Source organism: Calothrix sp. NIES-3974 (genome assembly GCF_002368395.1).
Taxonomy (GTDB): domain Bacteria; phylum Cyanobacteriota; class Cyanobacteriia; order Cyanobacteriales; family Nostocaceae; genus NIES-3974.
The window spans coordinates 3,599,442-3,619,530 of the sequence record NZ_AP018254.1 but is presented as its reverse complement, the minus strand read 5'-3'; the positions used below and the strand labels follow the sequence as shown (position 1 = coordinate 3,619,530).

Sequence of the window (20,089 nt, the reverse complement as noted above, 5' to 3'; positions counted from 1 at the left end):
TTTTTATTACTGTTTATTTGACACTTTAAATAAACATCGAAATAGGAAAAGATACTTTTCCTTCTGGTAAATACACCGAGCAAGAATCCCATCATAATCTAATTAAATAAAAGGAGCTAAATCGTGATTCATTGCTAATACTATAAGAATGATAACGCCAAACCCTGATTAGGAAATTGTTTATGAAAGTCTAAGTATTTAAAATTGTCATTTCATGGTGCTTCATTCCGAAAAATTGATCACCAGAATGGAAATATATCCATCCAGATTTTATTAATTGGATTATGTATCACCTGATAAGACTTATGATAAGTTTTCTTCGTGATGAAAGTTAAGTATTATTATTCCCATGAATAGGATAAACAGTTCATGTTTTTCGATAATAACCGATAGATTGGTAATGTGGATAATTTTTAGCCATTTCTGTAATATTTTTACCTGATTTTCAACTAATTAACTAAATTCAGCTAGATTCACGAAGTAGATTGAATAATACTGGAAAAATCACAAATAAAAGTGCTTATTGAGGATAGTTTTATCGAAGAATTACTGATAGTTTTATCATTTATTCAGAATTTAGCAAATGTGTTGTGCTAATAGTAGGTAGAAATTACTTAACTAAAATATTAAGTTCAAGAGACAAAAGAGAGGAAAATACGGAGCAATTAAAAAGTCGGGAGGTTGCTAAACTGGAATATAGCTAGTTAAAAAGACATTTAACTCAGTATTTTCCTCCTACTCAACTATGGCACCATCCGTTAGAGGTTGTTTAAAAAGTCATTTTTAATACTTGAATTATCGTTTTTGGGGGAAGAGACGCGACATGTCGCGTCTGTACGGCAATAGGGAGAGACGCGACACGTCGCGTCTGTACTCTCAAAGGAAAAATCAGCTTTATAGCTCCATGTCCAAAGTCTGGACGATAGTCAAAATAATGATAATTAATAATTGACAAACATCCTCTTAGGGGGTTGTAAATCCCTTTGTAAAGGAAAAAGTCCTTCAAAGTCTACACTACTCCCTATTTTCTTGTTAGGGTATAGAATAATCTGGGATAACTGCGAGCATGGCGAAAAATGTCTGAAATCAAAATTGGGATTATTGGTGGTAGTGGCTTATATCAGATGGAAGCACTACAGGATGTGGAAGAGGTGGAAATATCTACTCCCTTTGGCTCTCCCTCGGATGCATTGGTTTTAGGTACTCTTGAAGGAACTAGAGTTGCTTTTCTTGCTCGTCATGGTAGAAATCATACCCTCCTACCCAGCGAATTGCCTTTTCGAGCCAATATTTATGCAATGAAAGAATTGGGGGTTGAGTACATTATCTCCGCTAGTGCAGTTGGTTCCCTAAAAGCAGAGGTCAAGCCTTTAGATTTAGTCATTCCTGACCAATTTATTGACCGTACCCGTAACCGCATTTCTACTTTTTTTGGGGAGGGAATTGTTGCTCATGTCACCTTCGGTGAACCCATCTGCAAAAACCTTGCTCAGGTATTAGCTGATGCGATCGCTCAACAAAATTTTTCCGATGTCACTTGTCACCAAGGTGGTACATACGTTTGTATGGAAGGGCCAGCTTTTTCGACAAAAGCTGAATCCAATCTGTATCGAAGTTGGGGAGCAACGGTAATCGGGATGACTAACTTACAGGAAGCAAAGTTGGCTAGGGAAGCGGAAATAGCATATAGTACATTAGCTTTGGTGACAGATTACGATTGTTGGCATCCCGACCATGACAGTGTAACGGTGGAAATGGTTGTGGATAATTTACACCGGAATGCAGTTAACGCTCAGAAGGTGATTCAAACTGCGGTGAAAATGATTAGGGAAAATCCACCGGAATCGGAAGCTCACACGGCTTTAAAGTATGCGATTTTGACCAATTTAGATCGAGTTCCGTCTGCAACGAAACAGAAATTGGCGGCTATTTTGAAAAAGTATATGAAGTAGGGGGAGACAGGGGGAATATGTTGACCGTTAACTGTTGACTGTTAACCGTTAACCCCAAAAATTACGAATTAGTAACTTAGTTAAAAGCCTTCGGGAAGTTTTCATCCCTGGACTAAAGCCGCGGGGTTTTCAACTAAATTATTGATCAATACAGGTTAACTCCGAATCAAATAATCTCACATCCAAAATCGAATGCTTTCTAAAGACACCCTATTTGCAGTATCTTTATTTCCCTATCTTGGTTTTTTGTGGTATCTCACCCGCAGTCAAAAAATGCCCCGTTTAGCACTTTACGGCTTTTACGGTACGCTAGTATTTGTGGCGGTAACGATTCCTGCTGGAATTTACGCTAAAGTCAGTTTACATGCAGCTTTAGCCAACGTCGATTGGTTGCATGGGAGTGCGGAAGTATTTTTGACCTTGGCAAATATTTTGATTGTGCTGGGATTTAGTCAAGCCTTGAGGGAAAAGGAACAGTCAACGGCTTCAACAAGTTCAACGCAAGCGGTCAATAGTCAAGAGTTTTCTGATCAATGATTGTATGGGGGGTTCGATGGAAGTAATTCCGGCAATTGATTTATTGGGTGGCAAGTGTGTCCGACTTTACCAGGGTGATTACGCACAATCACAGGTGTTTAATGATAATCCGGTTGATGTGGCGCGTCAGTGGGAAGAAGAAGGAGCGACACGGATTCATATTGTGGATTTAGATGGGGCAAAAACGGGAGAACCTGTGAACTTAAATGCGATCGCGTCGATTGCTGCTGCTGTGTCCGTACCGATTGAAGTTGGTGGAGGATTGCGAAGTTGCGATCGCGTTCGGGAATTATTCGCATTAGGGGTACGTTGGGCAATTTTGGGTACTGTTGCAGTTGAACAACCGGATTTGGTGGAAACTCTTTGTACGGAATTTCCTTCCCAAATTATTGTCGGCATTGATGCACGTAATGGAAAAGTTGCCACCCGTGGTTGGTTAGAAACTTCAGAGGTGGACGCAAAAACCTTGGCTACCCAAATGGAGGATAGGGGAGCAGCCGCAATTATTTATACTGATATTCACCGTGATGGCACCCTGACTGGACCAAATTTAGATGCATTACGGGAGCTTTGCCAAACCATTTCCATTCCTGTGATTGCCTCTGGTGGAGTCAGTTCGATTACTGATTTATTAAGTTTACTAGCTTTGGAACCCCAAGGGGTAATTGGGGCAATTGTTGGACGTGCTTTATACACGGGGGATATTTCTCTTGGGGAAGCAGTGCGTGCTGTCGGTCAGGGTCGGCTACAGGATATACCACCCGATTTGGGGTTTTCTAGTTTTGCTTGATTTTAGGGAATCGGGAATTGGGAGTTGGATTGGAGCAACAGAGTTATTTGAGTTGTTTCGGGAATCGGGATAGATCGAACTCACTCCCCTGCTCCTGTTTTTCTTGCTCAATAAGCATAAAAATCCTGATTTTATACATTTTTTCGGCAAAAAATTAGAGGGAATTAGGTATTATGGGTGTGGCTTTTGGATCAGACGTGGCGTTAAAAATCTAATTCCGATGCAAATACATAAGTATAAGTTAATTAAATCTCTGGTACTGGGGATAGTTATCACATCAGCGACTGTATTGGCTAACTCAAATCCGATACAAGCTCGATCCCCAATTCCCCTCTTGAATGCCAAGTGTGTCAGTAGTGGAGAAGGGAATGTACGGGAACAAAAACAAAATGTCTCCATTGGCAAAGCTGTGTATACCAGCTTATTTTTTCTCGGTCCAGGGTATCGTTCCGCAGCGATGACCTGTCGAATTAGACCAGAGAACCGTCCTAATCCGGTATTTCAAACTTTGAATTTAGGATTTGGTATACGGGATAACGATGCTGATAGTCCGAATGTGCAGGTAAATATTTTTGTGGATGGTCAGCAGGTGGAAAGTCGGAGTATTGCTCCTGCGCAAGCGCAAAATGTGGTTTTAGATGTCAGCCAAGCGAGTAACATTGCCATTGAAGCAACCTGTACAAGTGGGGTGAGGTTTTGTCCCCGTGTACATTTCTTTCGAGCAAATTTGGAGCGCATACCCAGGAATGCGCAGAAACAGAACTAGATCAAACTGGAAATTTAATCAACAAGTGCGGTTTCCTCCGAATCCGCATTTAAACTGTGAACTACAAACGGTAGCTCCGCACCAAGTAATCCCCGTTGAATGCGATCGCTGGTTTCCGGAAAAATCACGAATAATGGGTATAGGGTATTCGTACCCTGATTGAGGATATGACTGTGACGGGAAGGCATTAACCATTCATATTCTTGGTCTAGGTAGATTTGGCATTGTCGCCAACGTTTTAACAAATCGGAAAAATCCTCATGGGGACGGTGGATAAAAATGAGGATTTCCGAATCAGTTTTAATTTTCCATTCAGGGTCGCACATCACGATAGCGATGTCGCAGGGAAGACTGGTTGCTACTGCTTCTTGGTGATTTTGCCGTAGACGGACGATGGGTAAAGGTATGGTAATAATACTTTCATCCGGACGACGCAAACTCGGAAGCATTTCCAGATAGGGACGGTGTAGCTTTAAAAGTGCGATCGCAGCTGTAGAATTACTATATTCTGTCAAACTTGCTTCGTAATCTGATTTTAAAACCGGCATATGTATGAATAAGTAAGAAAGGGGGAGACGACCCGTAGAAGCAGGTAGCATGTTTTCTCATCGAGTCGGGTCGTCTGAATTCGGATTGTCTGTAATAAATTCAGCATTTGGAAGTGTTTAATTATTAACCCTCCTGTATTTTGTCTCCTTTATCCCAAACTATCGAATACCTTAAACATCGGTAAATACATGGATAACAGAATCACCCCAACCATACCCCCAAGAACAACAATCATAATTGGTTCCAGAACACTAGTCAGAGCTTTAACTGCTTGTTCCACCTCATCTTCGTAGAAATCGGCAATTTTCATCAACATTGCGTCAATTTCCCCAGTTTCCTCTCCAATACTAATCATTTGAATCGCCATTGGTGGAAACACAGCTTCCTTCTGCAAAGCTAAACTAATCATTCCTCCCTGCTGAACCTCTACCCGTGCTGCATCAATGGCATTAGCAACAACCTGGTTTCCAGAGGTATCACGAACAATTTCTAGGGAAGTTAAAATTGGCACACCAGACCGGGTAAGGGAACCAAAGGTTCGGCTAAAACGCGCAACAGAAGACTTTTGAATCAAATCGCCAAATAGGGGCATTTTTAAAGATAAACGGTCAATAGTTTGGCGACCAACGGGGGTTTTGTAATACTGTTTGTAGGCAATCCAAATACCAACACAAATACCGATTACTAGAAATAATCGCCAACTGCGCAAAATTTCACTCACCCACAGCATAAACTGGGTCAGGGGTGGTAATTCTGTTCCCAAATCTTTAAAAATATTGGCAAAAATTGGGATCAAAAATACGGTCATCCCAATAAAAATGGATACAGCCAAAAAACCAACCACGGTGGGATAGGAGAGTGCTGCTTTAATTTGGTTCTGCAAACGAGCTACATCTTCTAATAATTTTGCCAGTCGGTTTAAAACTTCATCTAACACACCACCCACTTCCCCAGCTTGCACCATACTCACATACAGACCATCAAAACATTGGGGATGTTTACGCATAGCATCTGATAGATTTAAACCATTTTGGACATCATTACTGATATCGATTAAAGCACTTTTTAATTTTGGATTTGTACATTGCTCTGACAGAACACCCAAACTGCGAACAATAGCCACACCCGCATTCACAAGAGCAGCAAATTGACGGGAAAAAACCGCCTTATCTTTCACAGAAACCGTGGCAAATTTACTATTTAAATCACCAAGACTAAATCCACCACCAGTTTTTTTCAAATCCTGAACAACGTATCCCTGTTGGCGTAAATTTGTCCGAGCTTTGGCGACAGTTTCGGCGACAACTTTTTCGGTTCGGGAATTACCTTTTTGGTCTCGTATTTTTGCTACAAATGTTGGCATATTTAAGATGTTTTGATAATTTTAACTTAATTTAAAATCCAAAATCCATAGACCCGTAGAGTCTTACCGTAAGGGTAATCCAAAATCCTTTAATGGGCGCGTACCGGAGTTTTAGCAGCCTGCGCCTGGGGTGGTGCACCACCGATAAGACGTTGGATTTCATCAGGTTTAGAAGTTTTAGACATAGCAGCTTCAAAGGAAATGGTTCCCGCCTTATATAAATCAGCTAAAACCTTTTCCAAGGTTTGCATTCCTAATTTTCCTCCCGTTTGAATTGCGGAGTAAATTTGTGCTGTTTTCCCTTCCCGAATCAAGTTAGAAATAGCAGGAGTAACAATCATAATTTCCTGAGCCATGACCCGACCGAATTCGCCAGGTTTAGGATTTTTCCGAGGAACTAAAGTTTGACTAAATACGGCTACCAAGGAGTTAGATAACTGAACCCGTACCTGTTGTTGTCTTTCCGTGGGAAATACGTCAATAATCCGGTCTACGGTTTGTGCGGCGGAACTAGTGTGGAGAGTTCCAAATACCAAGTGTCCAGTTTCGGCGGCGGAAATTGCGAGGGAAATTGTTTCTAAATCCCGCATTTCCCCCACAAGAATAATATCTGGATCTTCCCGCAAAGCTGCTTTTAAAGCATTGGCAAAACTTTTTGTATCTTCCCCTAATTGACGTTGGTGAATCAGGCTTTTAATTGGTTCATAGACAAACTCAATCGGGTCTTCAACGGTGAGAATATGTTCGGCACGGGTACGATTGATTAAGTCAATCATGGCAGCTAATGTGGTGGTTTTTCCTGAACCAGTGGGTCCTGTCACCAAGATTAATCCCCGTGGTTTTTCCGACATTTCTCGAACGACATCGGGTAAACCTAATTTATCAAAGTTAGGAATTTTTGAACTTAAAGCACGTAAACAAGCTGCATAGGCTCCCCGGTCTTTATAGACGTTGACGCGAAAACGTGCTAGTCCTTTGACTCCATAGGAACAGTCCAACTCCCAAGTTTGTTCGAGGGTTTTGCGTTGGCTATTATTGAGCATACTAAAGATTAATCTTTGGCAATTATCAACGCTTAAAACACCATATTTATCTTGGGGTGTCAGTTTACCACTGACACGAAAATAGGGAGGTAAACCCGCAGATAAATGCATGTCTGAGCCGCCTTGCTCAATCATATCTTCCATCAAATCTTCAATCATGTAATCCATATTTTTAGCTCCTTAATTCTTGATATTATTTCCGGTTGTACATCTCATAAAAACCTCACCCATTCGCCCCTAGGTGTTCCCGTATTTGATGCTGGATTTGATATAGAGTGCATTTATGGGTTGTTGGAGATTGATTAGCTGCTAACATGTCTACGCAATGACAAAAACTCCTGTTTTAATTAACGAGGTTTAATGGCAAATTAGGTAGATGCGTAGTCACTTACCGTAGGAGTATTCACATTGACTCCAATCCAACATCTAAAATCTAAAATCCCTTCAGTCTTGGAATCTGGGGGTCATACAATAGGGACAATCTAGCCATTCTGGTTGGAGTTGAGCATGACATGTTCGACAGGTTAGACCGCTTTTACGTTTCGCTTTGAGTTCCGCTTCTAAACCAGTATCGGTAAACGTTACCCGTTCAACTTCTTCCAGGGTGGTTTGTCCTTGTTTGACCAAATCTAAACTATAGGCAAGTAAGGTTTTCATTCCCTCCTCTACAGCTACTTCTTTGATCCGTTCTGTGGGTGCTTCTTCGTTAATAAGTGTTTGTAATTGTTCGGTAACTCGCATCACCTCATACACACCACATCGACCTTTGTAACCCACCCCATTACAAGTAGGACAGAGGGTATTATTATTTTTCGCAGTTTGAATTTGCTCATTACTGAGACTATTCGCTTTATAGAAAATGACCCCTTCGGTTTGGGAAGCAGATAGACCGTAGCGGGCTAATTCTTCAGTGGTGGGTGTGTAGGGAATCCGACAATCGGGACAAACCCGTCTGACTAAACGTTGTGCTAGTACACCAATGAGAGAACTGGAAATCATGAATGGTTCGATACCCATTTCCCCTAAACGGGCGATCGCACCCGGTGCATCGTTGGTGTGGAGGGTGGTCAAAACTAAGTGTCCAGTTAATGCGGCTTCGATGGCGGTTTTAGCTGTTTCTTTGTCTCGTGTTTCCCCAACGAGTAAGACATCCGGGTCTTGACGCAAAAATGCTCGCAAAGCGGTGGCAAAATCTAAACCCTTTTCCCGAATCACCTGGACTTGGGTAATCCCTGGCAAACTATACTCAATCGGGTCCTCTACCGTACTAATATTAATCCCTGGTTCGTTCCGTTCAGCCAGTGCTGAATATAAGGAGGTGGTTTTTCCGGAACCCGTAGGTCCTGTCACCAAAATCAAGCCGAAGGGACGAGATACCATATCTTTGACAATGGAAAGGGTCTCCGGGTCGGTAATTAATTTATCTAAGCCTAATTGGGTGGCAGAGTTATCTAAAATCCGCAATACGACTTTTTCACCGTAGCGACTAGGTAGGGTATTGACCCGAAAGTCAACTTTTCTACCTTCAAACATCCGCCGAATCCGACCATCCTGGGGTAAACGACGTTCGGCGATGTCTAGTTGGGCAATAATTTTAAAACGGGCTGTGACAGCCGGAATAATTTTTTTCGGTAGGGGGTCGAAGGCTTCCCGCAATACCCCGTCTTTACGAAAACGGATGCGGAGGTTTTCTTCTTGGGGTTCAATATGAATGTCTGAAACCTTATCTTGTAGAGCTTTCGCCAGAATTCGGTTGACCAGGTTAATGATGGGTGCATCTTCTGCTCCCTTCATTGCAGAACCAAGGTCAACTTCCCCTTCTTCTGGTGCATCCGCTAAATCCAAATCACCAAGGTTTTCCAGGTCTTGGTTGATGTCGGTATAGCGTTCCTGTTCAATATGTTTCTGTTTAACCGCTAAATCATCCAAATAACGGTTAATAATTTGTTGGTAATCCTCCTGGGTGATTACCATGCGTCGCAAGCTCAAACCCTGGGGACGCAAAATCCGATTCAAGTCGTCGGATGCTTCCAAGTTGTCTGGATCAACCATCGCAACTAACACCGATGGCGGATTTTCCTCCTCATTTTTGGAGAGGGGAACCAAACGATGACGACGACAAATATCCACTGGAATCAGAGTTTCGATTAATTGACCAACCAAGGAATTACCAATGGTGTTAATTTCTGGGTCAAGGGAATCAACTCCGTACAGGATTTTGAGTTCAAATAATTGTTGCTTTTTATACAGTCTTAATAATTCCGGTGACAATTGGCGACCGGAGATGGATTCAACCACCTCCGTTAAGGGTCTACCGGATTTGCGGCTTTCGATTAAAGCTTGCCGCATTTGGTCGCTGTTGACAAACCCTGATTGAACTAACTTGTTACCAAACGGCGAAAATTCCGTTCGTGTAGTCAGAGCAACACTACGTCTTTGGGGGGACGAATAAGTCATATGATAAAAATTGACTAGCCAAAACCTCTGATTAGATTATTCCCACTCAATCGGGTATAACTTTCATCGTCATCAAGTTATTTAGAAAATTTTGGCTTGGTGCAGAGGGAGTAGGGATTAGTGAGTGGGGAAAAATCACTTTCAGATGTTCTGGTGTACATAGTTCTCTGCCATAAGGCTATTTGACGACAACACTACCCATAGGCACTTCTCATGGAGATGGCTACTCCCTATTCCCTACTCCCTACTCCCTCTATGTAAGTGGAAAAATTTACAACAACTGGTACGACTGGTATAACTTTTGGCGCTGATGGATATTTATAAACAAGCTGTACGTCCGTTTCTGTTTAATGTAGTCAAGGCAGATCCGGAGTTGATGCATAATTATGCGATCGCAAGTTTAAAGGGTTTGGCAAATGTTGTTAGTCAGCCTGGTAATCAATGGCTAAATTCTCGGCTCCAAGGGGCTTTTGGTGTGAATGATCGACGGTTACACCAATTGCTGTTTGGGTTAAATTTTCCCAATCCGGTGGGTTTAGCGGCTGGTTTTGATAAGGATGGGGTTGCGGCTGCGGTTTGGGGTAGTTTGGGGTTTGGGTTTGCGGAGTTGGGGACGGTGACATGGCACGCTCAACCGGGAAATCCCCAACCACGTTTGTTTCGATTGCCACAGGATTTGGCGGCTTTAAATCGGATGGGTTTTAATAATCAAGGGGCACAAGCTTTGAGCCAGCGTTTACAAGCACTACGTAGCCGCTTTACTTCACCAATACCTTTAGGTATAAATTTAGGCAAATCAAAAATTACCCCCCTAGAATCTGCCGCCGAGGACTATTGTCAAAGTTTTCGCCTTCTCCAACCCTACGGTGATTATTTTGTGATTAACGTTTCTTCTCCGAATACACCAGGATTGCGATCGCTCCAGGATGCAACGATGTTAAGCACAATTTTGGCCGCACTTCAAGCAGAAAATAGCCACCATAAACCCATATTTGTGAAAATCGCACCCGATTTAGAACTGGATGCGATCGCGGATATTATTCAATTGGCGAAAACCTATGGGTTGGCTGGTATCATCGCCACCAATACGACGATTAGCCGTGAGGGTCTCAAAACCCAAATTATCCCAACGACAGGAAAACCACCCCAAGCAGAAGCAGGGGGAATTAGTGGTCTACCAGTTCGCGATCGCGCAACCGACATTATCCGCTATATCTACCAACAAACTGATGGCAAATTACCTATTATCGGTGTTGGCGGTATTTTTACCGCCGCAGATGCTTGGGACAAAATCACTGCTGGAGCTTGTCTGGTTCAAGTTTATACGGGTTGGATTTATGAGGGTCCGGTGATGGTACGTCGTATCCTCACCGGATTAATTGAGCAACTTGAACAACACCAGTTAAACTCGATTAGCGAGGCGATTGGTTTAAATGCCAAAAAATATGGGTAGACAACTAACTGTTAACCGTTAACTTTTAACTGTCAACCTTCAAGCCTTATCTTCTAGCGGGAAAAATTCCTTGCTTTTGCGGTCATAACGCCAAGCAATTCCATCCGGATCTCGATTGCGGCTCCATTCGGGAAAATCAGGGTCACCACGTCGCTTGAAAACTGTGCTGGAATAGACATTCAACCTTTTCGCCAACTCCGATTGAATCAGGGAACCAAATACTAATTGTTCGGCGATCGCTTTCTTGGTTTCGGTGACTGGTGGTGCAGTTTCCTCCACCTCGACTTGTTCCTCAACTTCTGTATGCTGCATTGGCATAGTCAAAGTTGCGGTGGTTTGGGTCTCGACTGCGGGGGTTTTTTCTGGTGCAGCTAGCAATAAATTGCCAGAATTAGCAACTTTTTTGCCGGGAATTTTGGCAACAGGTTCACTGCTATCGAAAATATCACTAATCACATTGGCGGTCATAAAGTAATAAACTTTACTACCATCTTCTTGATTAAGGATATTCGCGCCAAATTCATGGGCTTTTGTATCCAGATAGCGTTTTGCCACATCACCAGAAAATTTGCCATTGGCGGCTAATTCCATCGGTGTAACCCGTCCTTGATTTCGCTCAATTATCTGGTGAAACATCGGGTTCACCTGATAACACCACTGCTCCCAGCGATATCGCTGCCAAAGGTTAAATCCCATGATTACCATTGTCAGCGCTAGCAAAATCCGCCAAGTTACTGCCAGGAAAATAACCAGGAACGAGACAGGCAAAATCATTACGAGAAACCCTTTCCCGTAATTCTCAATCGTTTTTTCACTCATACCGGCTATTACCCAGATTACTGATTTGGGAAATATTTGGAAATAATATCATCTTGGCAAAAACTGTGACATAAATTTGTAGCTTTTGTTGATTTGCCACCAAAATATCCCCGGCAAAATACTTTTTGCCGATGTATAAATTTGGCAAATGTATGGCAAATCTAGCTATATTCCTCTATTTAAAGTGTTTTTATATACCAATTATTGGTTTATGTCTTACTGATATCGATGAAGCTAAATTAGATGTTATCAGACAAAAATTGGGTGAAATCAGTCATTAAAAGGTTTTTAAATATACTTTTAGTTAATTTATACTCTTTTGGTTGTAAATGCTTGCTCTATATTAATTTTGTAGTTTGATTTTTGCCCAGTATATGTAGATTTTGCCTTGATTTTTGAGCAGCAATTATGACGTGATACCTGTCAGTAATCGAGCAGAGACGGTTTTAGTAACGAAATCTAAAGAAAAATCAAATTTAGTTAAGGATATTTGGCAAAGTGACGAGGTAGCGATCGCCTCTTGCGTCCATTGGTCTTAATTTCTGATGGGTCAAACTGATAAGTATCCCCCTCTCGTCATTCAAAAATAGTTGTTTCCTACCATGTTCCTGAAGATAAGCGTCGTACTAAGATTCACAAAATTCTCAAGTCCTATGGTCAATGGATGCAGTATTCTGTGTTTGAGTGCGATTTGACCGAAACTCAGTATGCTAAACTGAGGATGCGTTTATCCAAGTTGATTAAACCCACTGAAGATAAGTATCGGGATCACATTCCAAGATGCCCATCGTGGCAATTGCAATTCAAATTAATCCCTATTAGGGATTGAAACGGTGCGACTCGTTTTTGAGTAAAAATACGCACCAGTATATAGCTCAAAGTGAGAACGACAAGGACTAAAGCCTTTTCCCTCGCTCCCATGCTCGGTGTGGGAGCGAATTCCACGAGGCTCTAGCCTCGTAACAGAAGGCGGAGCCTTCCTAACTGCGTGACCACGCGGAGCATGGTCACGAGATAATAGATTGGCATCAATCGCACTTCCAACCCTCACCTGACATGATGTCGCGATGTCATAGACAAGCCACTTCGCGATCGCTTGAAGGTGAATTGATCTGCTTTTCGGCAAAGGCGATTACCAGTTACGAATAATTATAAAAGTTCGCGCTAGGCTGGAATATATACCAATGAAACCCATCCAGTGATTTAGAGAGCGGTCGTGTCCCACGTTAAGCATAGTGCGATTCACTGTATCAACCCGGAATGTGCAAACTCGTTTCCTCAACCGTGGGGAAATCGATTTTGTACTAGTTGCGGTGCGCAATTAGAGTTACTTGAACGCTATGTTCCCCTGAAACGCTTGGGTTCTGGCGGTTTTGCCCAAATTTATACGGTTTGGGATTTGGTGATGCAGGTAGAAAAGGTTTTGAAGGTTCTGATTGAGGATTCACCAAAGGCATTGGAATTATTTGCTCAGGAAGCGGAGGTGTTGTGTCATTTAGAACATCCGGGGGTTCCCCAGGTGGATGTTTGTGGTGATTTCCAGGTACAGGTGAGCTATCCCCGTCAGCGAGTTTTGTCCTGTTTGGTGATGGAAAAGATTGAAGGGTTGACCCTGGAGGAGATTCAAAGGCATTATCCCCAAGGTTGTCCCCAGGGTTTGATTATTAATTGGTTGACCCAAGCGATTGATATTTTGGAACATTTGCATGAGCGTAATATTATCCACCGTGATATTAAACCTTCAAATATGATGTTACGGAGTGCGGTGTTTTCGCGGGGAGGGACACGGGGTGATCAATTGGTGTTAATTGACTTTGGAGGGGTAAAACAGTTTAGTTCAGGTAGGTTGCGTCTTACAGTGCGTTCTACGCGGTTATTTTCCTCTGGGTATAGTCCTCCGGAACAGTTGATTGGTGGATATGTGGGTCCCCAAGCGGATTTTTATGCCTTGGGACGGACGATTATTGAATTATTGACAGGTAAGAATCCTACCGAATTGGAGGATGCACACACGGGTAAATTGGAATGGCGACATTTAGTCACAGTAAAACCCAAGTTAGCAGACTTGTTGGATGAGATGGTACATCTAGATATGCGATCGCGTCCAGCGAATGCGGCTATTATTAAGCGTCGTCTCCAGCAAATTTCCATCGCGAGTAATACCCAGCCGATTTTTGCTCAATTACAGGGAACTGTACAGCAAAAGATTAATCAAACCATTAGTCAGGTTTCTCAACGGATTAATTCCCAAAATATCAATACCAGTCATCATCACAATACCTACCCCATCACCCAATTTGTCAGTCAAGCATCTGGTCATATTACCAACGCAGTTAATACGGCTATAACAGCAGTTTCCCAGACGATTATCGTGACTTTAAGGGGAATTAGAGATGTTGCGATCGCGGTTTTTAGTATTATCCTGTCTATGTTATTAGCATCCATTGGTGCAACCCTGGGGACAATCATCGGTTTTCTGATTGCTTACCAAACCAGGTTGGGAACCGGTTTAAGTCAATTTATTCAAAATCGTTTTGCTGCGGTGATTCCGAATACCGTAGATATTGCCGGAGCAGAAATTTTATTATTTATTGCAGCTGGTTTGGGAACTACCTGGGGTCTGACTACAGCTGGTGCATTTGGTCAAAAACGTCAATATATCAGTGCTTCGGTGACGAGTATAATTGGCTATGGGCTAGGTTGGTTGGCACTGCAATTATTAACCTCCAATAGTCAGGGGGAAGGGATAATGGGATTAATACTAATTGCCGTATCCTGTTCAACCTTGGGTTTAGGTTTTAAAAGCCATAAAATTGTTTACGCAGTGACAACAGCCTTTGGAACAGCACTATCTTTTGCTATTTTAATTTATTTTGGCTTTTTCCCAATTGAAAATTTTGCCCTACCAATGGAACCAATCGTTTCCAACTTACCATTAAAAATTATATTTTTTACCCTTGCAGGGATTTTGACAACTTTATTCCTTGCCCTCAGTCATTACGTAATTGTACCAGGTTTAAAAGCTCTTGGTTGGCGATAGTTGGTGTCATTATCAAAGATTTATTGGGTGATGTGCTACTAGTTTATCTAGTTGATTTTAGTGGACGTTATGCTAATCAAAAAAAGAATGCAACAGATAAATTTTGTAGAGACGTGATATTATATCGCGTCTCCTATTCTAGATGTGTTGCCAAAATTTTGGGGGTATTGCCAAATAAAAATATTAATTTAAAAATTATCGTAGAGACGTAGCATTGCTACGTCTCTACAACCACAAAAATATTGCTACAACAAATTAAAAAATCCTCTCCAACCATAAATTTTCAAACTATCTATATATTTTTCTGCCACTCTCCGTTTTGAAGAGAGGTTTTCTGATAAGATTCTAAGCAGCACATAATTGTCGATTTAAACGTTGTGTACAAAGGGATTTTTCCTGACTAGTTAATTCTTGCTCTTTCACATCCTGTCGGAGAACTATACCGTTATGACCCATCAAAAAACGCGGTAATTCTTGATTTTTAATCACCTTCAAAGTCCGGATATCATAGGTCGTATAGTTAGTAAGTTGGGGTTTTTGGAAATCAATATCAACAACCGTCAAGGTTTTCGGGGAACGGTTTTCTTGATCAACTAACGGTCGGGGTCCAGAACCCAAAAGACCTGAATGTAATAGCTGCAATTTACCACGATGACCAGGATAATAGGCGTGATGATGACCGCTAATATAGGTATGAACGTGATATTTTTCCAACATTTCCCGAATTTTGTCGGCATTTTCCATCACATCACCCGGTTTATTACGACCAACTGCAACTGCATACAAGGGTAAATGACCAAGGAGAATTCGCATTTTTGCCGATTGTGCTGCGGGACTTGCAAGGGTTTTTTCGACCCATTTCCATTTATCATTGGGAATACGACTGGAGGAACCATCCCAAACCAGGAAAAAAATATCTTGATATTTAAACGTATAATAAAAAGGAAATTCAAATTTATCGACAAATTCCACTCCCGGATTATGTTTCGGGTCATTCCAATAGGCTGATGCTAAATCCCTTTCTGTTTGAAAGATAAAATTTCCCTCTGTTTTGAAAGCTCCACTTGCATCATGATTACCAATTGTCAGACCCAAGGGAATTCTCAAACGACGTAGGGGTGCTGCAACACGCTGATCAAATGCAGACCACATGGCTTGAATTTGTGCTGGGGTAAGGGAAAGTTTTTGACCTGCAACCATATCTCCAGCACATATAACTAAATCCGGTTGCCAAAATGGAATTAATGCTACACCTTTATCTACTTCTGGGTCGTAATCAGTGGAACCGTAAGCACTATTCAAGTCACTAATCACCACAAAACGAACATTACCACGTTTGGGATTAAACACACCCCCAGAACCCGCACTTTTGAGGATCGCAACTGTTTCTGCTGGTAAGGATGGAGAGGAAGTTTGTTGGGTTTGGGGAGATGGTGTTGGTTGGGGTGTCGGTGCTGCTTGACAAGCATGTAAAATAAGGACAAGGCATAATCCAAGTATGCATCCGATAATGGAAATTTGACGGGAAATAAATCTCCAACGCATTATGATTCACCAAATTCAGGATGATTTTTACCGACAACCATAACCCATAGTCGATTTTGGTAATAGGATGTACCTATACATCTGTGGGATGAACAACGCATTGGTAGAGACGTAGCAGTGCTACATCTCTACAACACAATGTAAATCAATTCATATTTGTATTCAGCAACGTCCAATTTTTTGACTGTAAACAAGACATCTAAACACAGATTCACGAGCTAGCAGTGAAATAGTGCCACAGCACAAACTCTAAATGCCCGTAGTGGGGAAATCAACCTGTTACTCAAACTTTATCGCTCACTTTTTCCAAATCCCAAATTATTTGGTATGATATTCATCAGTATGAGTGGGGTAATAGTATCCTATGGGGCAAAACTATGACAACTTTCTTTCGCTCCGATGCTGACTTATATTTCCCCGACAGCGACGGCAAACCAATGGCAGACAATACCGAACAGTTTAAATGGATTGTCCTGATTAAGGAAAATCTGGAAATATTGTTTGCTAACGATCCAAATGTTTTTGTCGCTGGAGATTTGCTGTGGTACCCGGTCAAATCCCGTATTATCTCTCCTGTTGCACCGGATGTGATGGTGGTATTTGGTAGACCCAAGGGACGAAGGGGTTCCTATAAACAATGGCAAGAAGATAATATCTCTCCCCAGGTCGTTTACGAAATTCTCTCACCTAGCAACAACCTGGAGGAGATGGAGCGCAAACTAGAGTTTTACCAAACCTATGGGGTGGAAGAATACTATCAATACGATCCAGATCGTTACGAACTCAAAGGATGGTTGCGACAAGGAGAGCAACTAATACCAATCGCTCACATTGACGGTTGGACGAGTCCCCGTTTAGGAGTAAGCTTTTCCATCGATAATCACGAATTAATTATTTACCGTCCAGATGGAACTCCCTTCCTCACACCAGTGGAACTGGAGCAAAAAGCACAACAGGAACGTCTACGAGCAGAACAGGAACGTCTACGAGCAGAACAGGAACGTCTACGAGCAGAAGAGACTATGCAACAATTAAGAGATGTGGAGACATTGCTACAAAAATACCGCGATCGCTTTGGAGAATTAGATTCTTGATTGGTTCTTGATGAGTTTTGTTTTCAAGTCTGACGGAGATAAGTTAGCGAATAAATTTGATATGCGATCGCAGAAAAATTTTACACGTCTTTCCTACACTAATGGCTGTAATACAACCCCGGTAATGGTTTAAATCTAATACGTAGGAACCGTGTAGAGTAGAGACGACCCGACGGATCGTCTCCCTGATCTCAACGACAATTTTTACTTATTAAATATTAATCCGACCCGTAGTTAACATTTGATATCCACCAACAAAGGAAGCAAGTGATAGACAAAATTGCCAAAGACTAGTTGGACTGAGAACAGCCTTACTACTGAGAAAGACGAACAAAACACCTATTGCCATTATTATCCAACCGATGGTTTTATCTCGACTGGGGAGAATAAACAGGAGTACAATTCCTAAAGTGAGAGAAAGTATGGAAAAATCGGCTGCTATTCCTCTCCACCAATAGGGATATACATTGGTAGTAAAGTAGATATTCTGTCCGAGGAAATATAAACCTGTTAGTAATAATGCAAAACCGATTAATTTAGATATTAATCTCATCTTAATTTATCCTGAAAACTCTCAGTTATAGATTAACCTGTTGGGGTACTGTATTTGTATGTTGCATCTACGGAAAAATATTAATTTATTTCCAAATTACATCGAACTCGACGTAATTTTTGATGATGTTTAGTACATGGTGAATAGTTTTTAAAAACTATTTGGGGAATTTGACAGTTTTGGGAGGTAAATAAAGTTTCCATCTTTTGACAGATGGATGATTCTATTTCTGCTTTATTTGTTCCCCCAGAAAGCTTTAATTCTATTTCAATCATATTTAGACTGACTTGAATCACTTGATATTCCAGAATTTTTGAAGATGCGGAAATAATTGCACGACGGATAAAATCAGGGAAAATAGGTTGTAATTTTCCCTGGCTAATATGGGGTAAATAAAATATATCATCTTGTCTGCCTTCAATGCTCGCGATCGCAGTTAAATTAGAACCGCAGAGACAAGGTTGCTGGGCTTCTGTTAAAATGTCATTGAGGCAATAGCGAATTATCGGTTGGCTGCGGCGATTAAAGTCTGTAATAATGGGCATAAATTTGCCCTTATCTTTGTCTATATATTGTTTTTGAATGACTAAAATATCTTCATTTAAATGTAATGTGCCGTATTTACAGGTGTAACCTAAGAATCCTTCTGTACATTGGTAAAATTGATGGATAATTTGACCGAATACTTGACTAATATATTGATTATCAATTGGGTCTAGAACTTCAGCAACGGAAATAATTTTGCGAGGATTAATTTTTAAAGTTTGATTTTCCTGAGATGCTGCAATTATCCGTAACATTGAAGGGGGAGCAACTAAAATACTCGGTTGATAGTTGTTTAATCTTTGCAAGTTACTTTCTACTGGCTCAAACAAGTCAAAATACTCGAATTGAATATGTTGCCGTTTAACGGTTTGATATAAATTACTATTTGCTCGTAAAAAAAAGGCAATTTTCTGCGGTTGTAAAATTGATGTAGGTAATCCTTTAGCTAAAATTGCACCCGCCCATTTTTGCTGCTCTTGTTGACTTACAATAAATAATCCTCGATTTCCACTTGTTCCCGATGACATACCGATGGTAAAACCATTTAATGTGGAAGCAAAGTAACGAGATTTTTCCGCTTGTAAAGCAATATCAAATGCCTGTTGTTTGCTAATCCCCACCGTATTCAAATCATCAAAATTATCCATCATGATGGATTTATTAATAGTCGGAAAATCTCGCCAATTAGCTATATCCAAACCTTTATAGTATGTTTGATAGAATTTAGATTGGGGAATGATTTGGTGTAAAAATTTTTTCACCTGTTCTTCTTGCCATTTTTCCAATTCTTGACGACTATTAAACTTACGTAGGTATTTAGTTTGCAAATAAGACCAGAAAATTTGCATTAAACCGTTCATAGCCAGAATTTTTCCCCAAACATGTCATATTCCCATCATCACCCAATTAATCCACGCGCTACAGGTTATCCACAAAACTTGTTATACCAAGCTTCATTTCCCCAGAATGACTAAATTCTGTATCCTGTATTCTATATGCTCGATTTTCCGCAATTATGCACCAAGTCAAAGTTTTCCTGTTCTTAATTGTCTTGATTTTTAGCTTGATTCTTCCCCTACCAGCCAATGCAGTAGTGTGTCGAGATGTCAATGGCCATCATATTTGTATTTTAAATATTAAGCGCAGCGCCAAGAAATACTGGGAATATCGTGCGACTGCAAGTATTGACGGCATTACCCAACCAAGTAAAATTTACGAATGCCGCGATCGCGTGAAAATTCTCCCTAACGGTACCATCCTCCGTTTTGCTAACGAGGATGTAACAGAGGTTATATGTAGCATCTTTCGACGCTATTGATTTAGACAATTCTACCCTGGTTACCTGGATTTAGGGGCAAACAAGACAATTGTCACAACCACGACGAGCAAACCTAAATAACCAGATACCATCAGCCATTCCTGCCAATTTCCACCCCAGCTTTCCATTGATTCCCGCAGCAAACAGACGAAATTCCCAAATCTATGTTAATCTTTGTAAAGAAAAGGTTTTCTTTTCCCAGATAACATTCCCAGTATAATCCAAAGCGGTTAGGAAGAGGATGCAAAATCAAGAATAAGGTCG

The 20,089-nt window shown here is 41.2% G+C and carries 17 protein-coding genes and 1 pseudogene; 9 read left to right on the top strand and 9 right to left on the bottom strand.

The features are described 5' to 3' along the window. The first annotated feature begins 1,076 nt into the window (after nucleotides 1-1,076). The 4 genes from CDC37_RS14610 to CDC37_RS14595 all read left to right on the top strand — a co-directional run bounded on the left by CDC37_RS14610 (nucleotide 1,077) and on the right by CDC37_RS14595 (nucleotide 4,045). Nucleotides 1,077-1,952, top strand: a complete 876-nt coding sequence (locus tag CDC37_RS14610) for an S-methyl-5'-thioadenosine phosphorylase (RefSeq protein ID WP_096622671.1) — start codon at nucleotides 1,077-1,079, stop codon at nucleotides 1,950-1,952. A 192-nt stretch (nucleotides 1,953-2,144) separates the two neighbouring features. Continuing rightward, nucleotides 2,145-2,489 (top strand): DUF3593 domain-containing protein, encoded by a 345-nt coding sequence (locus CDC37_RS14605; protein WP_096622670.1) that lies wholly within the window; start codon nucleotides 2,145-2,147, stop codon nucleotides 2,487-2,489. A gap of 16 nt (nucleotides 2,490-2,505) precedes the next feature. Beyond that, entirely contained in the window at nucleotides 2,506-3,279 is a 774-nt protein-coding gene (gene hisA / locus CDC37_RS14600; RefSeq protein WP_096626237.1) for a 1-(5-phosphoribosyl)-5-[(5-phosphoribosylamino)methylideneamino]imidazole-4-carboxamide isomerase, read from the top strand. 220 nt (nucleotides 3,280-3,499) lie between these two features. Continuing rightward, nucleotides 3,500-4,045: a hypothetical protein gene (locus tag CDC37_RS14595; protein WP_096622669.1), complete on the top strand. Its 546-nt coding sequence runs from the start codon at nucleotides 3,500-3,502 to the stop codon at nucleotides 4,043-4,045. A gap of 14 nt (nucleotides 4,046-4,059) precedes the next feature. Here CDC37_RS14595 and CDC37_RS14590 read toward each other — a convergent pair whose 3' ends face one another. The 4 genes from CDC37_RS14590 to CDC37_RS14575 all read right to left on the bottom strand — a co-directional run bounded on the left by CDC37_RS14590 (nucleotide 4,060) and on the right by CDC37_RS14575 (nucleotide 9,457). Then, nucleotides 4,060-4,593 (bottom strand): hypothetical protein, encoded by a 534-nt coding sequence (locus CDC37_RS14590; protein ID WP_096626235.1) that lies wholly within the window; start codon nucleotides 4,591-4,593, stop codon nucleotides 4,060-4,062. Nucleotides 4,594-4,742: 149 nt separating this feature from the next. Further along, on the bottom strand, nucleotides 4,743-5,957 hold the full coding sequence (locus tag CDC37_RS14585) for a type II secretion system F family protein (protein WP_096622668.1): 1,215 nt from the start codon (nucleotides 5,955-5,957) through the stop codon (nucleotides 4,743-4,745). Nucleotides 5,958-6,046: 89 nt separating this feature from the next. Then, nucleotides 6,047-7,168 carry a type IV pilus twitching motility protein PilT gene (locus tag CDC37_RS14580; protein WP_096622667.1) on the bottom strand — a complete coding sequence of 374 codons (1,122 nt, stop codon included), beginning with the start codon at nucleotides 7,166-7,168 and terminating at the stop codon, nucleotides 6,047-6,049. A 276-nt stretch (nucleotides 7,169-7,444) separates the two neighbouring features. Further along, a complete protein-coding gene (locus tag CDC37_RS14575; RefSeq protein WP_096622666.1) occupies nucleotides 7,445-9,457 on the bottom strand; it encodes a GspE/PulE family protein in 2,013 nt (670 codons plus the stop codon). 310 nt (nucleotides 9,458-9,767) lie between these two features. On the opposite strand from CDC37_RS14575, the gene CDC37_RS14570 reads away from it, so the two are divergent. After that, the gene (locus CDC37_RS14570) at nucleotides 9,768-10,910 is read left to right on the top strand and encodes a quinone-dependent dihydroorotate dehydrogenase (RefSeq protein WP_096622665.1); all 1,143 of its coding nucleotides are present in this window, start codon (nucleotides 9,768-9,770) and stop codon (nucleotides 10,908-10,910) included. Nucleotides 10,911-10,949: 39 nt separating this feature from the next. On the opposite strand, the gene CDC37_RS14565 is transcribed toward CDC37_RS14570, so the two are convergent. Further along, nucleotides 10,950-11,729, bottom strand: coding sequence for a hypothetical protein (locus CDC37_RS14565; RefSeq protein WP_096622664.1), 780 nt, complete (start codon nucleotides 11,727-11,729; stop codon nucleotides 10,950-10,952). Then, nucleotides 11,722-11,877 carry a hypothetical protein gene (locus CDC37_RS24390; RefSeq protein ID WP_157780757.1) on the bottom strand — a complete coding sequence of 52 codons (156 nt, stop codon included), beginning with the start codon at nucleotides 11,875-11,877 and terminating at the stop codon, nucleotides 11,722-11,724. Before CDC37_RS24390 ends, CDC37_RS14565 begins: the two co-directional genes overlap by 8 nt. A gap of 438 nt (nucleotides 11,878-12,315) precedes the next feature. On the opposite strand from CDC37_RS24390, the pseudogene cas2 reads away from it, so the two are divergent. Both cas2 and CDC37_RS14555 read left to right on the top strand, forming a co-directional pair. After that, a pseudogene (gene cas2 / locus CDC37_RS14560) lies at nucleotides 12,316-12,495 on the top strand (CRISPR-associated endonuclease Cas2); the annotation flags it as partial. 450 nt (nucleotides 12,496-12,945) lie between these two features. Next, nucleotides 12,946-14,769 carry a serine/threonine protein kinase gene (locus CDC37_RS14555; RefSeq protein ID WP_096622662.1) on the top strand — a complete coding sequence of 608 codons (1,824 nt, stop codon included), beginning with the start codon at nucleotides 12,946-12,948 and terminating at the stop codon, nucleotides 14,767-14,769. Between the two features lie 345 nt (nucleotides 14,770-15,114). Here the strand turns inward: CDC37_RS14555 and CDC37_RS14545 are convergent, their stop codons facing one another. Continuing rightward, the gene (locus tag CDC37_RS14545; RefSeq protein ID WP_096622660.1) at nucleotides 15,115-16,314 is read right to left on the bottom strand and encodes a metallophosphoesterase family protein; all 1,200 of its coding nucleotides are present in this window, start codon (nucleotides 16,312-16,314) and stop codon (nucleotides 15,115-15,117) included. A 377-nt stretch (nucleotides 16,315-16,691) separates the two neighbouring features. Between CDC37_RS14545 and CDC37_RS14540 the strand changes: the two genes are divergently transcribed. Then, entirely contained in the window at nucleotides 16,692-17,408 is a 717-nt protein-coding gene (locus CDC37_RS14540) for a Uma2 family endonuclease (RefSeq protein WP_096622659.1), read from the top strand. A gap of 211 nt (nucleotides 17,409-17,619) precedes the next feature. Here CDC37_RS14540 and CDC37_RS14535 read toward each other — a convergent pair whose 3' ends face one another. Continuing rightward, a complete protein-coding gene (locus CDC37_RS14535; RefSeq protein WP_096622658.1) occupies nucleotides 17,620-17,961 on the bottom strand; it encodes a hypothetical protein in 342 nt (113 codons plus the stop codon). A gap of 80 nt (nucleotides 17,962-18,041) precedes the next feature. Further along, a complete protein-coding gene (locus tag CDC37_RS14530) occupies nucleotides 18,042-19,367 on the bottom strand; it encodes a F390 synthetase-related protein (protein WP_096622657.1) in 1,326 nt (441 codons plus the stop codon). A gap of 155 nt (nucleotides 19,368-19,522) precedes the next feature. On the opposite strand from CDC37_RS14530, the gene CDC37_RS14525 reads away from it, so the two are divergent. Continuing rightward, nucleotides 19,523-19,825 (top strand): hypothetical protein, encoded by a 303-nt coding sequence (locus CDC37_RS14525; protein WP_096622656.1) that lies wholly within the window; start codon nucleotides 19,523-19,525, stop codon nucleotides 19,823-19,825. The last annotated feature ends 264 nt before the right edge of the window (nucleotides 19,826-20,089 follow it).